Raw genomic sequence first — 16,908 nt, forward strand, 5'->3', positions numbered from 1 at the left:
AAATGAAACTTTCCAAGAGATTCACGGTGTTTGTACTGATTATAGCAATCACCGTTATTGGAAAAATGAATAATTGGAATGACAGGTATGCAGCCGTCGATTCATTTAGAGGAGCAGCTTTAAATGAAGACGTGCTGTATCCTTTAATGTCTAAAAATCTAAACGACTCAGGCAAACTGAAGCTTTACATTAATGACGAGCTATACACCAGCTACGAGCAGGAAGCTATTTTGGATGACAGTCTTAATCCAGTAGGCTCGCTGGAATTTATCCGCAGTGTGTTAAAGGGCTCGGCATTTATGGAAGACGAGGGCTGTGCAGTTGTCCAGATTTCTAACAATATCTATGAGTTCCTGGCGGATAACAAAACTGCCACTGCCAACGGAGATGATATGAAGCTGGCAATCAAGCCATCTATTCACATGGGTAGAATGTACGTGGGACTTAAAGATTTGTGCGATATCTTTGGTTACGACTACACCTATGACAGAGCTTCCTACACCGCCAATATCACAATTAGCAGTGTGCCAAAGCTTCCGTTGACTTATGATCTTCGAAACGTGGACAGAGTCAGCTTTATAAGAAATCAGGGCTCTACCGCTACCTGTTGGGCATGTGCTTCACTTGAGGCACTGGAGTCATCTCTTTTGCCAGCATCCCAGTATAAGTTTTCTGTTGATTCAATGATTAATAACAACAGCTTTCAATTGGACGAGTCTGCCGGCGGTGAATATACCATGGCACTGGCTTATCTTTTGTCATGGCAGGGACCTGTTGAAGAGGAAGAGCAGGGTGGTCTTATTCAGGAGCTCACCGGAGAGAAAAGTGCTCCATCAGTACACTTGCAGGAAGCACATTTTTACGACTCAGAAAATCTGGATGATATAAAGTGGGCTGTTTACAAATATGGTGGTGTTTCCACATCGATTTATGCAAGTGTTAATACTGCGAATTTAAATGGATCAAGCTGCTACAACCGCAGTACAAACTCATATTGCTATACAGGAAATGCAAAGCCAAATCATGATGTTGTAATTATTGGATGGGACGATACCTATCCTGCAGAAAATTTCAGCACTGAGGTGCCACACAGCGGTGCATTCATCTGCCAAAACAGTTGGGGTAGTGGTTTTGGAGATGATGGTGTATTTTACATTTCTTACTATGATTCAAATATTGGTAATCAGGCCGTTTCCTATGTGAAGGTAGATACCAATAATACATATAATTATATCTATCAGAGCGATTTATGCGGATGGGTTGGTCAGATTGGTTACAGTAAAGAATGGGCTTATGGTTGCAATACCTTTACTGCAGAGGCTAATCAGCAGATAGAGGCAGCTGGTTTCTATGCTTTGGCTAAAAACACCAGCTATCAGGTTTACTTTGTTCCAGATTACAAAAACACCAGCACCCTTTCCTCAAAGGAAATTGTTGCTTCAGGAACTGTAGACCAGGCGGGTTATTATACTGTAAAATTTAATCAGGCGAAAACAGTAGACAAGGGAGAAAGCTTCGCTATTATTCTTTACATCAACACACCAGACACAAAGCGTCCACTTGCAGTGGAATATATCAGTGATTCAATGACAGCGGCAGTTGATATCACAGACGGAAAGGGCTTTATTAGCAACAACGGTCTGGATTGGGAGAACGTAGAGGATGTTGCAAACGCAAACCTTTGCATAAAAGCATATGCAAATGATGTGGTTGAAGTATTCGAGGACGAAGATAAATAATCCTTGAAAAGCGGAGAGATAATGTAATGGAAAATAAGGTTTTAGGGGTCTTTACGGCCATCATTCTGGCAGTGGTTATTGCTATATGCTGTCTGCTTATCTATGTACCTAACATGCATTTTATTGCGCTGAAGGTACAGGACAGTAAAGTATCTGGCGGACGAGTATCAGTTATGAGTATGCTACGTGCTTCGGATGAAGAATTGCAGGAGGATTCTGAGGAGGTTGTTCGTGATGTTTTAAAAGGACATCAGATTAGATTAACATTGCCTCAAAGTGTCACCAGTGCCGGAGTTTCAATTATTAATGATTATGTAAATAGAAATATCGCAATTACGATAAATGGAATTGGAAAGGATTACTTTTCACAATATCCAATGCGTGGAAATGCAGATAACATTGTGGATGTCACCTATGATAGCGAGAATCTGATTGGTGTCATAGAGATTACTCTCGATGATATAAAAGAAGTGCAGATGACCTCCGAAGGAGAGTACATATATTTTGATTTTTTAGACCCACATGAAGTGTATGATTATGTTGTGGTTGTGGATGCGGGACATGGTGGAAATGTTCCAGGAGCCACAAAGATGGGGGTTAAAGAAAAGGATTTAGATTTACAGTTTGCTCTCCAACTAAAGAGAATGTTTGATCATAGTGGAAAGAATATCGGTGTTTATTACACTAGGACTGATGATAGTAATCCCTCCTTTGAGGAAAGAGTTGGTTTGGCGAATGATTCTGAAGCGGATCTATTCCTATCAATACACAATAATTCTACCGCTTCTGGTAGAATGTCTTCCATCAACGGAACTGAGGTTATGTACAAGGGCGCCGATGAAAGTGGTAATTCAAAGCGCTTTGCGTCCATGTGCCTAGATAATCTTTTGGAGGCTTTAGGCTCCAAATCGAAAGGCACAGTCGTGGGAGATGATGTGTATATTGTAAGAATGGCTCAGGCTCCAGTTGCGCTGGTAGAAGTAGGCTTTATGACCAACGCAAAGGAACTTGAAAAGCTTCAGGATAACGAGTATCAGAAAAAAACGGCCGGTGCCCTTTATGACGCCGTCGTAGAATATTTATATAATTGAGGTAACAATGAAAACTAGAATTATTTTTGCAACAGGAAACAAAAACAAACTCCGTGAAATTAAAGAGATTTTAGGTGAAGAAAAATATGAAATCCTCACCATGAAGGAAGCTGGAATCGATATTGATATCGTTGAGGATGGAAAGACCTTCGAGGAGAATTCTCTGATTAAGTCCCGTGCCATAGCAGCTCATGCTAAGGATGCAATCGTTCTTGCAGATGACAGCGGACTTGAGATTGATGCTTTAAATAAAGAGCCAGGCATCTACTCAGCCAGATATATGGGTGAGGATACTTCTTATGATATTAAAAATGCAAATCTTATTGAGCGACTTGAAGGAGTTGAAAAGCAGGATAGAAGCGCAAGATTCGTTTGTGCAGTATCGGCTGTTTTTCCTGATGGAAAAGAGGCAGTAGTGCGTGGCACCATCGAGGGCTATATAGGTTGGGAGCCAATGGGTGAAAATGGTTTTGGCTATGACCCAATTTTCTATCTTTGGGATAAGGATGTCAGTACAGCAAGCATATCCCCAGAGGAGAAAAATGCCATCAGCCATAGAGGTCAGGCACTTAGAATGATAAAGGAAGAAATTATTAAGCATGAAAATATTAGTTGTTAGTGATACACATGGCAGATCAGAGAATTTACGAGATGCCATTCATATAGAAAATCCAGACAGAATCTACCATCTTGGAGATGGACAGGGAGTTGAGGATAATCTCTGGATGATGTCAGAAGCACCCGCAGAATGTGTCTGTGGCAACTGTGACTGGGGTGGTAGCCTGCCAAATGAGCTGGTGCTTGAAGTAGGTAATCATCACATCCTTATTACCCATGGTCATTACTATGGAGTAAGCTACGGTTACCAAGAGATTGCAGAGGCTGCAAAGGCTAAGGGCTGCGACATTGTACTGTATGGTCACACCCATGTTCCAACTATCGATCATTATCAGAATTTGATTATCGCAAACCCTGGAAGTATAGCTTTTCCAAGACAGGAATCACGTGAACACACTTATATGACAATTTTAGTAGATAATAGTGGTGAACTTACTATGGAATTGCATTCTCTAGAGGAATACGATAGAACACATGGAAATTAAAGTTGTAATTGAAGATGTTGTTCCTGAAAAGGAATATATATTGATGACTAAGCCAGATGAGTCCATTACCTTTGTTGAGGCGATGGACCGTTTGGGGTTCAAATATTACAGACCTTGTGGAGGCTTTGGTAAGTGCCTTAGCTGTGCAATAAGGTTTGTGTATGGTGCACCTGAAATGACCGCCGATGATGAGCGTGCCCTTGAATTTTGGGAAATGCGAAATGGCTGGAGACTTGGTTGCAAGTGCGTTATCACACGTGACTGTAAAATACAGGTGCCAAAGCGACTTGTATCTGAAATAAATTCTATAGGAGTTCCTCAAACTACAGAGGAGCTTCCTCTTGATAAAACCAACATAGCTATCGCTGTGGATGTTGGTACCACAACCCTTGCCGCTACGGCAATAGATCTTAATAATGGAAAAGTTTTGCGTCAGCATACCTGGACCAATGGTCAGACCAAATATGGTATGGATGTTATGAGCCGAATCAAGGCAGCTATTGATGGTCATGGTGATGAGCTTCAGCAGTTGGTTATTGGAGATTTAATGAAAATGGGTGTGAAAATCATTGGCGAAGATTTTCTTACTCATAAGGTTGTTATGTCCGGAAATACGGTAATGACCCATTTACTTCTGAAGTACCCAGTTGACGGTATGGCACAATATCCGTTCCATCCTTACACCTTGGATGCAATTAAATTCAGGGAAGAACGTCGAGATATCTTTTTTATGCCAGCTATAAGTGCCTTTGTTGGAGGAGATATAGTATCAGGTCTTTTCTACATTAAGGAGCAGGCAAAGGCGAGAAAAGAGGAAGACGACACCTTCATCATGGTAGATATGGGAACCAATGCTGAGCTAGTGTTATTTGATGGGGAAAAATATTGGTGCTCATCAGCCTCTGCAGGTCCAGCCTTAGAGGGTGCCAGTCTGAAGTGTGGAGTGGCATCTGTACGTGGTGCCATCAATCATCTTTCAATTCATGGTCGGGAAGTGAAATATACAACCATCGGAGGAGAAAAGCCAATAGGTCTTTGCGGAAGTGGAGTTATTGATTTAATCCACGAACTTCGTCGTAACAATATTATTGACGAGGGCGGATTGTTGCTGGATGAGTATTCAGAAACAGGATTTCCAATCACAGATGAAATCTTCATATCAGGAGAGGATATTCAGCAGGTTATTCTTGCAAAAGCTGCAATCCGTTCTGGTATAGAGATGCTACTTAATGCTGCCAAGCTCAGTCTGGAGCAGATTGATCATCTTTATATAGCTGGTGGACTTGGAGCATCAGTAAGTATATGGGCGGCAGCTGGAATAGGACTTTTCCCAAAGGAACTGATTCCAAAATTTGAATCAATAGGAAATGGGTCACTTCATGGTGATATCGCATTTATCATGAATCCAGATGAAGATGCCTTGAAAGAAATAAAGGAAAATTCGCAAATTGTAATACTTGCAACGGACCCAAAATTCGAGAAGCTTTTCCTTGAAAACTTGAATTTATCATAACTGTGAATTAATTGAGAACAATTAGTGTATTTACACAGGGGACGACGTATGTATGTTAAGATGACCTTATACACCTGTAAATTAGGTGAATATAGAAAGGAGTCTAGTTATGGCAAAGTATGTATGTCCTGTTTGTGGTTACATTCATGAAGGTGACAATCCACCTGATGAGTGTCCAGTATGTCATGTGAGTGGTGATAAGTTCAAAAAGGTTGAGGGTGAGATTACCCTTGCGGCTGAGCATGTATTTGGCGTTTATGGCGCTACAGTAAAGAACAATCCTGATATTACTGACGAAGATAAAAAGTACATCTTCGAGCAGCTCAAGGCTAATTTTGAAGGTGAGTGCTCAGAAGTTGGAATGTATCTTTGTATGGCTCGCGTGGCACACAGAGAGGGCTACCCAGAGATTGGTCTCTATTGGGAAAAGGCAGCCTGGGAAGAGGCTGAGCATGCTTGCAAGTTTGCAGAGCTCCTTGGCTCTGACTTAGAGACAAACATGACTGATTCTACAAAGAAGAATCTGGCATGGCGAGTTGATTGTGAGTTTGGAGCTACACAGGGTAAGGTTGATTTGGCAACCTGCGCTAAGAAGAATAACCTTGATGCCATCCACGACACAGTTCATGAGATGGCTCGCGACGAAGCCCGCCACGGAAAGGCGTTGGAAGGCTTCCTCAATCGATATTTTAAATAATTATTTAGTATAAAAATACACCCCGCCGAAAACGGTGGGGTGTATTTTGCTTTATCTCTTTATCTCTTTATCGCTTCGATTTGCATCCACTTTAAAGTGAATATATAATAGACCAAGTTGTATATTTATAAGGAGAGTAATGTATATTATGAAAGAACAATTCAAACCTTACATTCCAGCGGATAAGGTTACTCCAGAGATGACTCCTACATCTATTATTATGGGTCTTCTTCTTGCTGTAATCTTTGGCGCTGCTAACGCATATCTTGGTCTCAGAGTAGGTATGACTGTATCTGCATCTATTCCAGCCGCAGTTATTTCTATGGCTGTTATTCGCGTTATTATGAAAAAGGATTCTATCCTTGAAAGCAATATGGTTCAGACAATTGGTTCTGCAGGTGAAAGCCTTGCAGCAGGTGCTATCTTTACAATGCCAGCACTTTTTATCTGGGCTAAGGAAGGTGTTATGGACAAGCCTTCACTCATTACTATTACAGTAATCGCACTTTTCGGTGGTTTACTTGGAGTATTCTTCATGGTTCCACTTCGTAGTGCACTTATCGTTCAGGAGCACGGCGTGCTTCCATATCCAGAGGGAACAGCTTGTGCAGAGGTTCTTCTTGCTGGTGAGGAAGGTGGTTCATCTGCTAAGTCAGTATTTGTTGGTATGGGTATTGGTGCAGCTGTAAAGTTCATCGTTGATGGTCTTTGCGCAATCCAGGGCGTATTCACAATTAAGCTTCAGTCTCTTAAGACAGAGTTTTCTGCTCAGGTATATCCAGCACTCGTTTCTGTTGGTTACATCTGTGGCCCACGTATTTCTGCATATATGTTTGCAGGTGGTGTGCTTGGATGGTTCGTACTTATTCCAGCTATTGTTGCTTTTGGTGGCGATATCGTTATGTACCCAGCTAGCGCTTCTGTTGCAGAGCTTTATGCAGCACATGGTGCATCAGCTATCTGGTCAAACTACATCAAGTACATTGGTGCAGGTGCCGTAGCTTCAGCTGGTATCATTTCACTTATTAAGACACTTCCACTTATCGTTAGAACATTTGTGGATTCAATCAAGAGCATCAAGACTGCTGGCTCTACATCTACAGAGCGTACAGCACGTGATATGGACATTCGTTTTGTACTTGGCTCTATCGTAGTTCTTATTCTTGCAATTTGGCTTGTACCAGCAGTACCTGTTACACTTCTTGGCGCAATCATCATCGTTGTATTCGGTTTCTTCTTTAGTGCCGTTTCTTCACGTATGGTTGGTCTTGTAGGTAGCTCAAACAACCCTGTTTCAGGTATGACAATCGCTACTATCCTTATCGCAACAATCTGCCTTAAGGCTATGGGTGATACAGGCGTACACGGAATGACAGGTGCTATCGCAATCGGTTCAGTTATTTGTATCGCAGCTTGTATGGCTGGTGATACTTCACAGGATTTAAAGACAGGTTACATCCTTGGCGCTACACCAGTTAAGCAGCAGATTGGTGAAATCATCGGTACTGTTGCAGCAGCTCTTGCAATTGGTGGCGTTATGGTTCTTCTTGATTCAGCTTATGGATTTGGTTCAGACAAGCTTGCAGCTCCACAGGCTACAATGATGAAGATGGTTATCGAAGGTGTTATGGATGGAAATCTTCCTTGGACACTTATTTTCATCGGTGCATTCATCTCAATCACAATCGAGATTCTTGGTATTGCAGCACTTCCAGTTTCTATCGGACTTTACCTTCCACTTGAGCTTTCAGCTACAATCATGGTTGGTGGTCTTATCAGAAAGTTTGCTGATGCTAAGTATGGTAACAAGGAAGACGAGTCAGGAAAGGGTATCCTCTTCTGCTCAGGACTTATCGCTGGTGAAGGTATCGTAGGTGTACTCCTCGCTATCCTTACAGTAGCTGGTCTTGCTGATAAGATGAATCTCAGCTCAGTAATTCCAACAGGAAATGCTCCAGCACTTGTACTTATTATTTTAGTAGCTGCAGCTGTTTACAAGTCAGCTATGGGAAAGAAGAATGGCAAATAAAGAAAACTATTTAGATTTCGTATATGCGATATATTCTGACCTCATCTGGACTCAAACTGAGTCCGGAGAGGTCATTGTTGAAATGGAAAATAAAGGATTCACAAACCGTGTGGCTCAGAAGTTCTTTAAGAAACCTGCAGTCAGCAAGATTACCCTCGAGGGCATGGGTTCATTTATCTGGACCTGTATTGATGGGTCGCGTAGTGTGTTTGATATCGGATTGCTTGTTCATGACAAGTATGGTGATGAAGCCGAGCCCCTCTACGAGCGCCTCAGCGTTTACATGAAGCACCTTGAGCAGGTAGGGTTTGTGAAAAGAGTTTAATTATTATCGATCATCCAGAAATTGGGTGGTCGATTTTTTTTGAAAATTTTTTTATAATCTTTGTAATATACCAGATGTTTTTCCGTCTATATAGATGTAAGGCTTACAAATTCAACAAAGGGGGAATCTATGAAAGACGAAGAAATCATTGAGCTCTATTTCAAAAGAGATGAGCGTGCAATAGGGGAGACCGACGAAAAATATGGCGATTACTGTGCATCAATCGCTGATAAGATTTTGAAGAATGAGTTGGATGTGGAAGAATGTCTGGATGATACATATCTAAGAGTTTGGAATGTTATTCCACCAACAAGACCAGAAATTTTCCGCATATTCATTGGTAAGATAACTAGAAATCTTGCCTTTGACAGATATGAGAAATTTCATGCCAAAAAGCGTGGCGGCGGAAATATAGAAGAGGTCTTGGATGAATTACAGGAATGTATTCCAGCGAATCACAACGTGGAGCAGTCAATTTTAGCAAATGAACTGTCTTATATCATCAACGATTTCGTAAAAAATCTTCCAGAGAAAGAAGCCCTCATTTTTGTAGGCAGATATTTTTATACTGAAGACATAAGTGCTATTGGAAAGCGACTTGGGATGACAAATAATAATGTGTCAGTTACTTTAAATCGTATCAGAGCAAAGCTACAAAAAAGACTTTTGAAGGAGGGATATTTAGCATCATGAATAAAGAAGAACTATATAAAAGCATGGATGGAATTGATGACGAAGTTCTCCTGAAGTATTACAAATACAAGCCAGCAAAAAAGATTATATATTTCAGGAAAGCTGCAGTTATTGCCGCAAGCATTTGCCTGGTAGTTGTTGCTGGAAGTGTTATAAAAATAATGAATAATACATCCGATGATATAGCAATAGAAAGTGCTATGCCAGAGACTGCAGCTGAAACATATACAGCAGAATCAAGCTCAGAGGAAAAGGGTGAAGATTCAGATGCACTTTTGGAAAGTGCTGCGCCAGCAAGAAGCTTTACTATAACAGCCTGTGCATCTGAGAATGATAAGACTCTATTGGAATCTGGAAAGACCATACCATTAAAGCTTGGAGATTCATATACAACCTATGGTTTTAGTGGAACAGATAATAATGGAATAGGATTCCAGTTTTATCTTCCAAAGCTGATAGTAGAAGGCGATAACATCGCAAATATTACTTATTCAGTAGATAAGTATGAAATGACTGTTTATAACTACAACTATGGAGTTGATGGAAAGGTGGATAAGAAGAGTGGCACCAGCGAGTTTGGAAAGCAATATACTGTAGCCTATGAAGATCAGTTAGATAAATACTTCCAGATAGTTGTCAGAGGTGATGTGGATTCTGATGAGAAAATTTACCATGATATTTTTGAGCCAGATACAATACAGGATAAGCTGGCAGCAATTAATCAGATATTAGATGGTGTTAAGGTAAACTGCACAGTTACATACAAGGATGGTACCACAGAGGAAGCAGATATTGCTCTTTCAGCTGAGTATCATACTTATGATGAATTGGACGATGTATTTTGGGATAGTGATAAGACTGGAATTTATAAAGACGGAACTATCATTATGACCTTCGAATTAAAGTAGAAATAACGGAGGAAACCGCAATGAAAAAGAGATTAATAAGTGCTTTGTTAATTGGATTGATTATGACAGGAATGTTTGTAGGCTGTGGCAACTCTGGTGCAGGAGGAAATACAACTCCTGTAAAAGACCCAACAGAGCATAAAAACGTAAATACGAATGTAGAAGTAATTGGTGGGATGGGAGATTTTGATTCGGAATTAATTAAGTTCCTTGAAACAAAGGATTATGCAAATCAGAATTACATGATTTCACCAACCTCATATAAGGCAGCCCTTTGCCTTGCAATTGCGGGAGCTAATGGCGACACAAAAGAAGAGTTGCTTAAGGCCGCAGGTTTTGAAAATGAGGAGCAGATGAATAACTGGTATTCACTTGTTTATAATTCAACTGTAGATTTCAATGAGTGGCTCGCCGGGGATCAGAAGGAAGTAGAGGAAGCCAAGAAAAATGATGATTATTATATAGATGGAGAAGGAACTCCAGATGGAGCCTTTAAAATTGTAAATTCTATCTGGGCTAATGAAAGCCGTGGTGGAGAATTTAAGAAAGAATATATTGATAAGGTGGCAAAAAACTATGATGCTACTGCCGCTTCATTGCCAGGTGAAAAACTTACAGATTCCGTAAATTCTTGGGTGAATGAATCCACAAACGGCCAGATAGAAAAGCTTGCTGACAAATTAGATGATTACAAATTAATTCTTGCTAATGCTCTTTATTTGAGAGCACCATGGATGGACGAATTTGAAGAGTATTCGACTAAAGAAGACGAATTTAAGACTTTTGATGGAAGCAAAGTTAAGAAAGATTTCATGAACCAGACTAATGAGTTCTACTACTATGAGGAAGACGGTGGAAAGCTTGTAATTCTTCCTTTGAAGTATGGTGTAAAAACTGCATTTGTTCTTGGAAATATATCTGATTTAGACAACGCTATGAAAAATGCCCAGCGTTGTACAGTAGATGTAAAGCTTCCAAAGATGGATATTGATAGTGAATTTGGAAGTGATACTCTGATTGGCTATCTCAATAGCCGAGGAGCTACATCTGCCTTTGGAGCAGGTGCGGATTTTTCAGAGATGACAGATGATGATGTTATGATTGATGAAATCATTCAGAAGACAAAGATTAAGACTGATGAAGAAGGTCTCGAGGCAGCCGCGGTAACAGCTATCATGATGATGGAATCAGCTATGGAACAGGAGGAACCAGAGATAAAAGAGTTCCACGCTGACGAGCCATTTAAGTTTATTGTATATACGGAACTTGAAAATTCTGAGAATGAGATTTTGTTCTATGGACAGATGGTAGAGTAAAATATTGAAATTTTATCGCAGCTGCGATAAAATAATCCTATGAATAAAGATATATTATTAAATGATAAACTTAATAATTGCCATTTAAATTTACATACATTGAGTGAGCGCTCTGGGGTTGCGTATTCTACTATCTATAATTTGTTTACTGGTAAAAAGAGTATTACAGATGCCAAGACTGAAAGCTTATATAGGATTGCCAGAGTTTTGGGAATAAGCATGGACGAGCTTTTTATTCAGTTTACTCAAAAAGATAATGGGCAGCCTATAAAGGATTTCTTGCTTATGTGGGAAGATGAGGTTATTGCATCGATTCGCGTTGGTGAAACTACTGTAAAGATTCAGCGCTTTGATGTAAATCCAATAAAACAGATTTTTTATAAGGATGAGATTAGCAGGTTTGAATTTGGAGAGATATTAAGACGTCGTTGTTGGGATGAGCACAGGCCAGATATTAAAGAGGTTTTAAAAATGATTGGTCTTGATGAGTTTAACCCCTATAAAATCTGCATGATAACTCATGGAAAAATGGTTCAAGACAAAACTTGGTTTAAATTCGAAGGAGAGACAATCTGCTATGCGGATTTGTTGAGGAAAAAGAATGCTTCCTAAGATAGAAATTGGTCCAGAATATCTTGTTATGGAATCTGGTACAAGTGATGGAACTCAGATTAAATATTTCAAAGATAATAATTGGTATAAAATCGATCGGTATGGTGGAGAAGGTCAGGTTGAGGAACTTGCATCTGACATATTGACGCTAACAAATTTGCCAGATAAAGACTATGTTAAATATAGTCAAATCAAAATTAACGATGAATTTGGATGTATGAGTGAAAATTTTTTGCAGCCTAATGAGAGTTTCATTACTCTGTATAGACTTTATTCCAATATTCAGGGTGGCGATTTAGCAACAGTAACAGCAAGGATGGATTATGATGAGGCTATAGATTATGTCCTTGAGTTTATGGATAAAAACGCCAAAGTTGATTTGAGAGAGTATTTAGCAAATACCTTTGCCATGGATGCGTTAATCCTAAATGAGGACAGGCATTTTAATAATTTGGGGTTAATCTATGATGGGGAAAGATTTAGACCAGCACCCATATTTGATAATGGTAAGAGTCTTTTTGTAGGAAATAAACGGTATTCGCAAGAGAAAGCAATGACAGAGAATAAGAAGAAAGCCTTTGCAAAAGCTTTCAGCGGAAGCTTCGATTTGAATGATAGCTATTTGAGAAAATATCGTTCTTTTGAATTTGATTATGATAGGATAGAGTCCTTTTTAAAGGAAAAAATTTCCGGGGAAGATACTGTTTATGATAGGCTTTATTCACTGATAGGAGTTATTAAATTATGAAGCTTGAGAAATTTAAACTAAATAAAAAAATCTTCAAACAGATAATAATCAAAGCAGCTACAGTCTCAGTTGGTATAAGTTTATTTACTGTGGTAATGGATTTTATCTTAAAGCATGAGTTTTCATTGAATGATACAGTGATTTCTTGTTTACAAATGTTTGTAATATTGATCATACTGTACGTTGTCGCACCTTGGATGAGAAAAGCTTACGGAATTGACACAGAAAATAATGAAAATACTTGACTCTAAACCAGGTTCATACTTTAAAATCCTCCTCAAATAGGAGGATTTTTTTATGTCAGAAAGAAAATATTACGAAGCAGAAAGCAGATTAAAAGATATTAGGAGAATGCATGACAGAATGAATTCTGGCATGGTAGATGAGATTACCTGGAACGATCTTGAAATGGATGAAGTGTTCCTTGAAGTGAATCATACAAAAAGTTTTATTGGTGAACAGCTTTTATATCATAGTCTACATTGTGGACAGAATGAATTTGCAGATGATGTGGCAGTGGAAATCTCTCAGAACAAAAAATTCAAAAAGAGTCTTACTGATAAAATCCATAGAATAGGAAAATGTCACGAGAGCTATTATCTTTATGAAATATTACAGGACAGTGAGCTGATGCTTATTGAACATGGATATGTGATTTATCTTTTGCAGGCAACGCTTTTATTATTTGGATTATTAGCACTTATTACAGGAAGCAGCCATTTCCTTGCAGCTTTAGGTGTAAATGTAGCAGTGAATTTTGCCTTTTATTTTATGGTGAAACAGAAATACGAAATCTATTTAAATACTCTTACATCCTTCAAAGATATTTACACTGTGGCAATCCAGTTAAATAAGAATCAGGAAATTCGTAAATACGTTACTGATAAGGAACGCGAGACTTTAAAAGCTCTTGGAGGTGTAAACAGAATTTTAGTAGGTGTTATTTCAAGACGTCGCGCAAGCATAGCGGGAGATGTAAGTTCTCTTCTGACGGATTATCTATATGGTGTATTGCTTTACGACATAGCAATTTACAACATAGTTATTAAGAAACTGGCTATGAAGAAGGATGAGATATCCACATTAATGGAATTGATTGGCAGGCTCGATATTGCCTTATCAGTGGCAGAGTACAGAGAAGGATGTAAGTACTGGTGCAAGCCGAAAACATCTGATTACCCTGAAATGAAAAACATGGCACATCCACTTTTGGACTCACCTGTTGGAAATGATTTTTCTCTGGAAAACAAGGTAATAATTACAGGCCCAAATGCAGCAGGAAAATCTACATTTATGAAGGCAGTAGCAATTAACGCTATTCTTGGACAGGCTATCAGAACCTGTATCGCCACGGAGTTTGCTATGCCAAAAATGAAGATTATGACCTGTATGGCTCTCAGGGATGATGTACAGTCTGGGGAGAGTTATTATTACCGCGAGGCAAATTACATAAAGAGAATCATAGATGAAGTCAAGGATTGTGAGGAACCACTTCTTATTGTTATAGATGAAATATTAAAGGGTACAAACACAAAGGAAAGAATCGCAGCATCAAAAGCTATTTTGGAATTCTTGTCAGATAAGAAGGTATACCTCCTTCTTGCAACTCATGATGTGGAGCTGACAGAAATAGAGGGATATGACAATTATCATTTTGACAGTAAAATCGAGTCTGATGAGATATTTTTCGACTATAAGATACATTTGGGTATTTCTAGTAGCAAAAATGCCATAGCGCTGTTAGAATATTTAAAGTATCCTACGGAAATAGTACAGACAGCAAGGAGTTACGTAGATGAAAATAGGAGAAGCGTCTGAAAGACTTGGAATCTCAATAAGCAATATTCGTTTTTACGAAAAGAAGGGGCTTATTGATCCAGTTAGAGATAAAGAAAGTAAATATAGAGATTATACTGAAGCAGATTTAGATGAGGTAAAGCAGATAATTGTTTTAAGAAAGATGGGCATGTCCATCGAGACAATTACTGATATTCAAAATGGAGACATTTCTGTTGAACAGGCTTTGACAAAACAATTGGAAGCACTTGATGAGGAAGAAGCAAAAATTTATGCGTCTAAAAGCCTTTGCCAGAAAGCAATAAGTGATGGAAATAAATCCATGGAGGAGATGGTTAGTCTCTTCGATTATGTAGCTGATGAGGAAAAACAGGGTGTACAGTTTGCGCCTGCAGAAGAGTTCCTCGACAATCTTGCTACTGCATTTAACTATGATTATGTGGTGGCTACTTTGCCATGGGGATATATGATTTATACAAATCCTGTATTAAACAAGGCGGGAAAGACTGCGTGGGTCATGTATCTGATTTTCCTTCCATTATTCTGTGCCTTTGTGGGTCTGATTGCTAAACCAAAGGATTCCACGGGAATAACAAAATATGCTATTTTATTTGTTTGGCTGCTGATAGTTTTCTTCCAGATAGCTAAGGCTGTAAAGTCTGTAAAAATCGTAAAGACGAAACAAGATTAAAATGAGTTGGGTGTAAATATGAAAAATGTATTGATTGTAGAGGATGATGAAATAATTGCTAAGGAGGTTGCAAAGCACTTATCTCTGTGGCAGATGAAATGTACAGTGGTGGAGGATTTTCAGAAGGTTATTGAGACCTTTAATGAGTGCGGGCCTGATCTTGTACTTATGGATCTTCACCTGCCATGCTATAACGGCTTTTACTGGTGCGGCGAGATAAGAAAGATATCTCAGGTGCCAGTAGTATTTTTATCATCTGCTGATGACAATATGAATATTGTTATGGCCATGAATATGGGAGCAGATGATTTTATAGCTAAGCCATTTGATTTGCAGGTGCTGACAGCAAAGCTTCAGGCAATCCTTAGAAGAAGCTATGGGGAGAGCATCAGTGTTCATAAGCTGGAGGTGGGAAATATTTCCCTGAATCTTGATGACACTACAGCCACTATTGATGGAGACAAGCTGGATTTAACAAAGAATGAATATCTAATCCTTAAAGCTCTTATGGAGCGCCCAGGAAAGGTGGTATCCCGAGAGAGTATCATGGAGCGCCTTTGGGGAGCAGATGAATTTGTAGATGACAACACGCTGACTGTTAATGTCACCAGAATCAGAAAGAAGATAGAGGCCGCAGGAGTTCCTGATTTTATTACTACTAAGAGAGGACTTGGATATATTGTTGGAGAATAGTTTTTGGAAGAATAACAAGACTCTTATTATCGCAAATACGATATTAATTATATTATTGTGGATAATAGGTGTTCTCTACAACATAGATGGCGAATTTCTCTTCTATGAGATTGGTTTTGTATTTTTATTAGGAGTAGTTATCTGTGTTCTTAATCATAGGAAAATTATAAGAACCATACAGAATTCATGGCAACCAACAGCCGAAGATACGGATGAGAAGTGGGAAGAACTCAGAGAAAAGGAAGATTTCTTTGCTCTTTGGGCTCATCAAATCAAGACCCCAATAGCAGCTTTGAGACTGCTGCTTCAGAGTGAGGAGATTGATGCAGCAGATTGTCGTCAGGAGCTATTCAGAATTGAATCCTATGTAGAGGTTGCTCTTAATTATCTTCGCTTTGAAGAAATGTCGGGAGATTTGCTCTTGGAAAACTGTCAGCTTGAAAGCATGGTAAAGCAGGTGGTGAAAAAGTATTCCACAATTTTTATTCATCAGCATTTATCTGTAGAGCTGGAAAATCTGGATGGTTCCATTCTCACAGATGAGAAATGGTTCTGCTTTGTACTAGAGCAGATTTTATCCAACGCACTTAAATATACTAAAAAGGGTGGAGTAAAGATTATTGCCAGAGAGTTAAGTGATGCCAGAGAGATAGTCATTCGCGACACTGGTATGGGAATCAGAGGGGAAGATTTACCACGTGTATTTGAAAAGGGATATACAGGCTACAATGGAAGAATAGATAAAAAGGCCAGCGGTTTAGGTTTGTATTTGTGTAAGGGAGTATGCGACAAGCTTGGTCATAAAATCAGAATAGAATCAGAGGAAGATAAGGGTACGGACGTAATAATTACTATTTCCCAGGATGGACTTAAAAATTCGGACCTTACAAAAATGTAAGATTAGAGAGAGGAAATGTAAGCCAATCAAAAGGTAACACATTTCCTTTTTTGTT

The 16,908-nt window shown here is 39.1% G+C and carries 18 protein-coding genes; all 18 read left to right on the forward strand.

Annotation, left to right across the window (positions count from 1 at the left end):
* The first annotated feature begins 2 nt into the window (after positions 1-2).
* Positions 3-1,739: a lectin like domain-containing protein gene (locus tag BLP54_RS08170; protein ID WP_090168634.1), complete on the forward strand. Its 1,737-nt coding sequence runs from the start codon at positions 3-5 to the stop codon at positions 1,737-1,739.
* 26 nt (positions 1,740-1,765) lie between these two features.
* Positions 1,766-2,830: an N-acetylmuramoyl-L-alanine amidase family protein gene (locus BLP54_RS08175; protein ID WP_090168636.1), complete on the forward strand. Its 1,065-nt coding sequence runs from the start codon at positions 1,766-1,768 to the stop codon at positions 2,828-2,830.
* 7 nt (positions 2,831-2,837) lie between these two features.
* Positions 2,838-3,449 (forward strand): XTP/dITP diphosphatase, encoded by a 612-nt coding sequence (locus BLP54_RS08180; protein ID WP_090168639.1) that lies wholly within the window; start codon positions 2,838-2,840, stop codon positions 3,447-3,449.
* Positions 3,430-3,933, forward strand: coding sequence for a metallophosphoesterase family protein (locus BLP54_RS08185; protein ID WP_090168641.1), 504 nt, complete (start codon positions 3,430-3,432; stop codon positions 3,931-3,933). The genes BLP54_RS08180 and BLP54_RS08185 overlap by 20 nt, the downstream gene beginning before the upstream one ends.
* Positions 3,923-5,446, forward strand: coding sequence for an ASKHA domain-containing protein (locus BLP54_RS08190; protein ID WP_090168644.1), 1,524 nt, complete (start codon positions 3,923-3,925; stop codon positions 5,444-5,446). Before BLP54_RS08185 ends, BLP54_RS08190 begins: the two co-directional genes overlap by 11 nt.
* A gap of 109 nt (positions 5,447-5,555) precedes the next feature.
* Complete coding sequence (locus BLP54_RS08195; protein WP_090168645.1) at positions 5,556-6,143, forward strand: NADH peroxidase; 588 nt, start codon at positions 5,556-5,558, stop codon at positions 6,141-6,143.
* Between the two features lie 148 nt (positions 6,144-6,291).
* Positions 6,292-8,172 carry an OPT family oligopeptide transporter gene (locus tag BLP54_RS08200; RefSeq protein ID WP_090168748.1) on the forward strand — a complete coding sequence of 627 codons (1,881 nt, stop codon included), beginning with the start codon at positions 6,292-6,294 and terminating at the stop codon, positions 8,170-8,172.
* Positions 8,162-8,497: a PqqD family protein gene (locus BLP54_RS08205; protein ID WP_090168648.1), complete on the forward strand. Its 336-nt coding sequence runs from the start codon at positions 8,162-8,164 to the stop codon at positions 8,495-8,497. The genes BLP54_RS08200 and BLP54_RS08205 overlap by 11 nt, the downstream gene beginning before the upstream one ends.
* Positions 8,498-8,626: 129 nt before the next feature.
* Positions 8,627-9,190, forward strand: coding sequence for an RNA polymerase sigma factor (locus tag BLP54_RS08210; RefSeq protein WP_090168651.1), 564 nt, complete (start codon positions 8,627-8,629; stop codon positions 9,188-9,190).
* On the forward strand, positions 9,187-10,098 hold the full coding sequence (locus tag BLP54_RS08215; protein WP_090168653.1) for a hypothetical protein: 912 nt from the start codon (positions 9,187-9,189) through the stop codon (positions 10,096-10,098). Before BLP54_RS08210 ends, BLP54_RS08215 begins: the two co-directional genes overlap by 4 nt.
* Before the next feature lie 20 nt (positions 10,099-10,118).
* The gene (locus tag BLP54_RS08220) at positions 10,119-11,414 is read left to right on the forward strand and encodes a serpin family protein (RefSeq protein WP_090168655.1); all 1,296 of its coding nucleotides are present in this window, start codon (positions 10,119-10,121) and stop codon (positions 11,412-11,414) included.
* A gap of 39 nt (positions 11,415-11,453) precedes the next feature.
* Positions 11,454-12,026: a helix-turn-helix domain-containing protein gene (locus tag BLP54_RS08225; RefSeq protein ID WP_015550163.1), complete on the forward strand. Its 573-nt coding sequence runs from the start codon at positions 11,454-11,456 to the stop codon at positions 12,024-12,026.
* A complete protein-coding gene (locus BLP54_RS08230; protein ID WP_090168659.1) occupies positions 12,016-12,774 on the forward strand; it encodes a HipA domain-containing protein in 759 nt (252 codons plus the stop codon). Before BLP54_RS08225 ends, BLP54_RS08230 begins: the two co-directional genes overlap by 11 nt.
* On the forward strand, positions 12,771-13,019 hold the full coding sequence (locus BLP54_RS08235; RefSeq protein WP_090168662.1) for a hypothetical protein: 249 nt from the start codon (positions 12,771-12,773) through the stop codon (positions 13,017-13,019). The genes BLP54_RS08230 and BLP54_RS08235 overlap by 4 nt, the downstream gene beginning before the upstream one ends.
* A 52-nt stretch (positions 13,020-13,071) precedes the next feature.
* Positions 13,072-14,592 carry a MutS-related protein gene (locus BLP54_RS08240; protein WP_090168666.1) on the forward strand — a complete coding sequence of 507 codons (1,521 nt, stop codon included), beginning with the start codon at positions 13,072-13,074 and terminating at the stop codon, positions 14,590-14,592.
* Complete coding sequence (locus BLP54_RS08245; protein WP_090168669.1) at positions 14,570-15,262, forward strand: MerR family transcriptional regulator; 693 nt, start codon at positions 14,570-14,572, stop codon at positions 15,260-15,262. Before BLP54_RS08240 ends, BLP54_RS08245 begins: the two co-directional genes overlap by 23 nt.
* 18 nt (positions 15,263-15,280) lie before the next feature.
* Positions 15,281-15,955: a response regulator transcription factor gene (locus BLP54_RS08250; protein ID WP_090168673.1), complete on the forward strand. Its 675-nt coding sequence runs from the start codon at positions 15,281-15,283 to the stop codon at positions 15,953-15,955.
* A complete protein-coding gene (locus BLP54_RS08255; protein ID WP_242870666.1) occupies positions 15,942-16,853 on the forward strand; it encodes a sensor histidine kinase in 912 nt (303 codons plus the stop codon). Before BLP54_RS08250 ends, BLP54_RS08255 begins: the two co-directional genes overlap by 14 nt.
* The last annotated feature ends 55 nt before the right edge of the window (positions 16,854-16,908 follow it).

This window comes from Pseudobutyrivibrio sp. 49 (genome assembly GCF_900100545.1).
Taxonomy (GTDB): Bacteria; Bacillota; Clostridia; order Lachnospirales; family Lachnospiraceae; genus Pseudobutyrivibrio.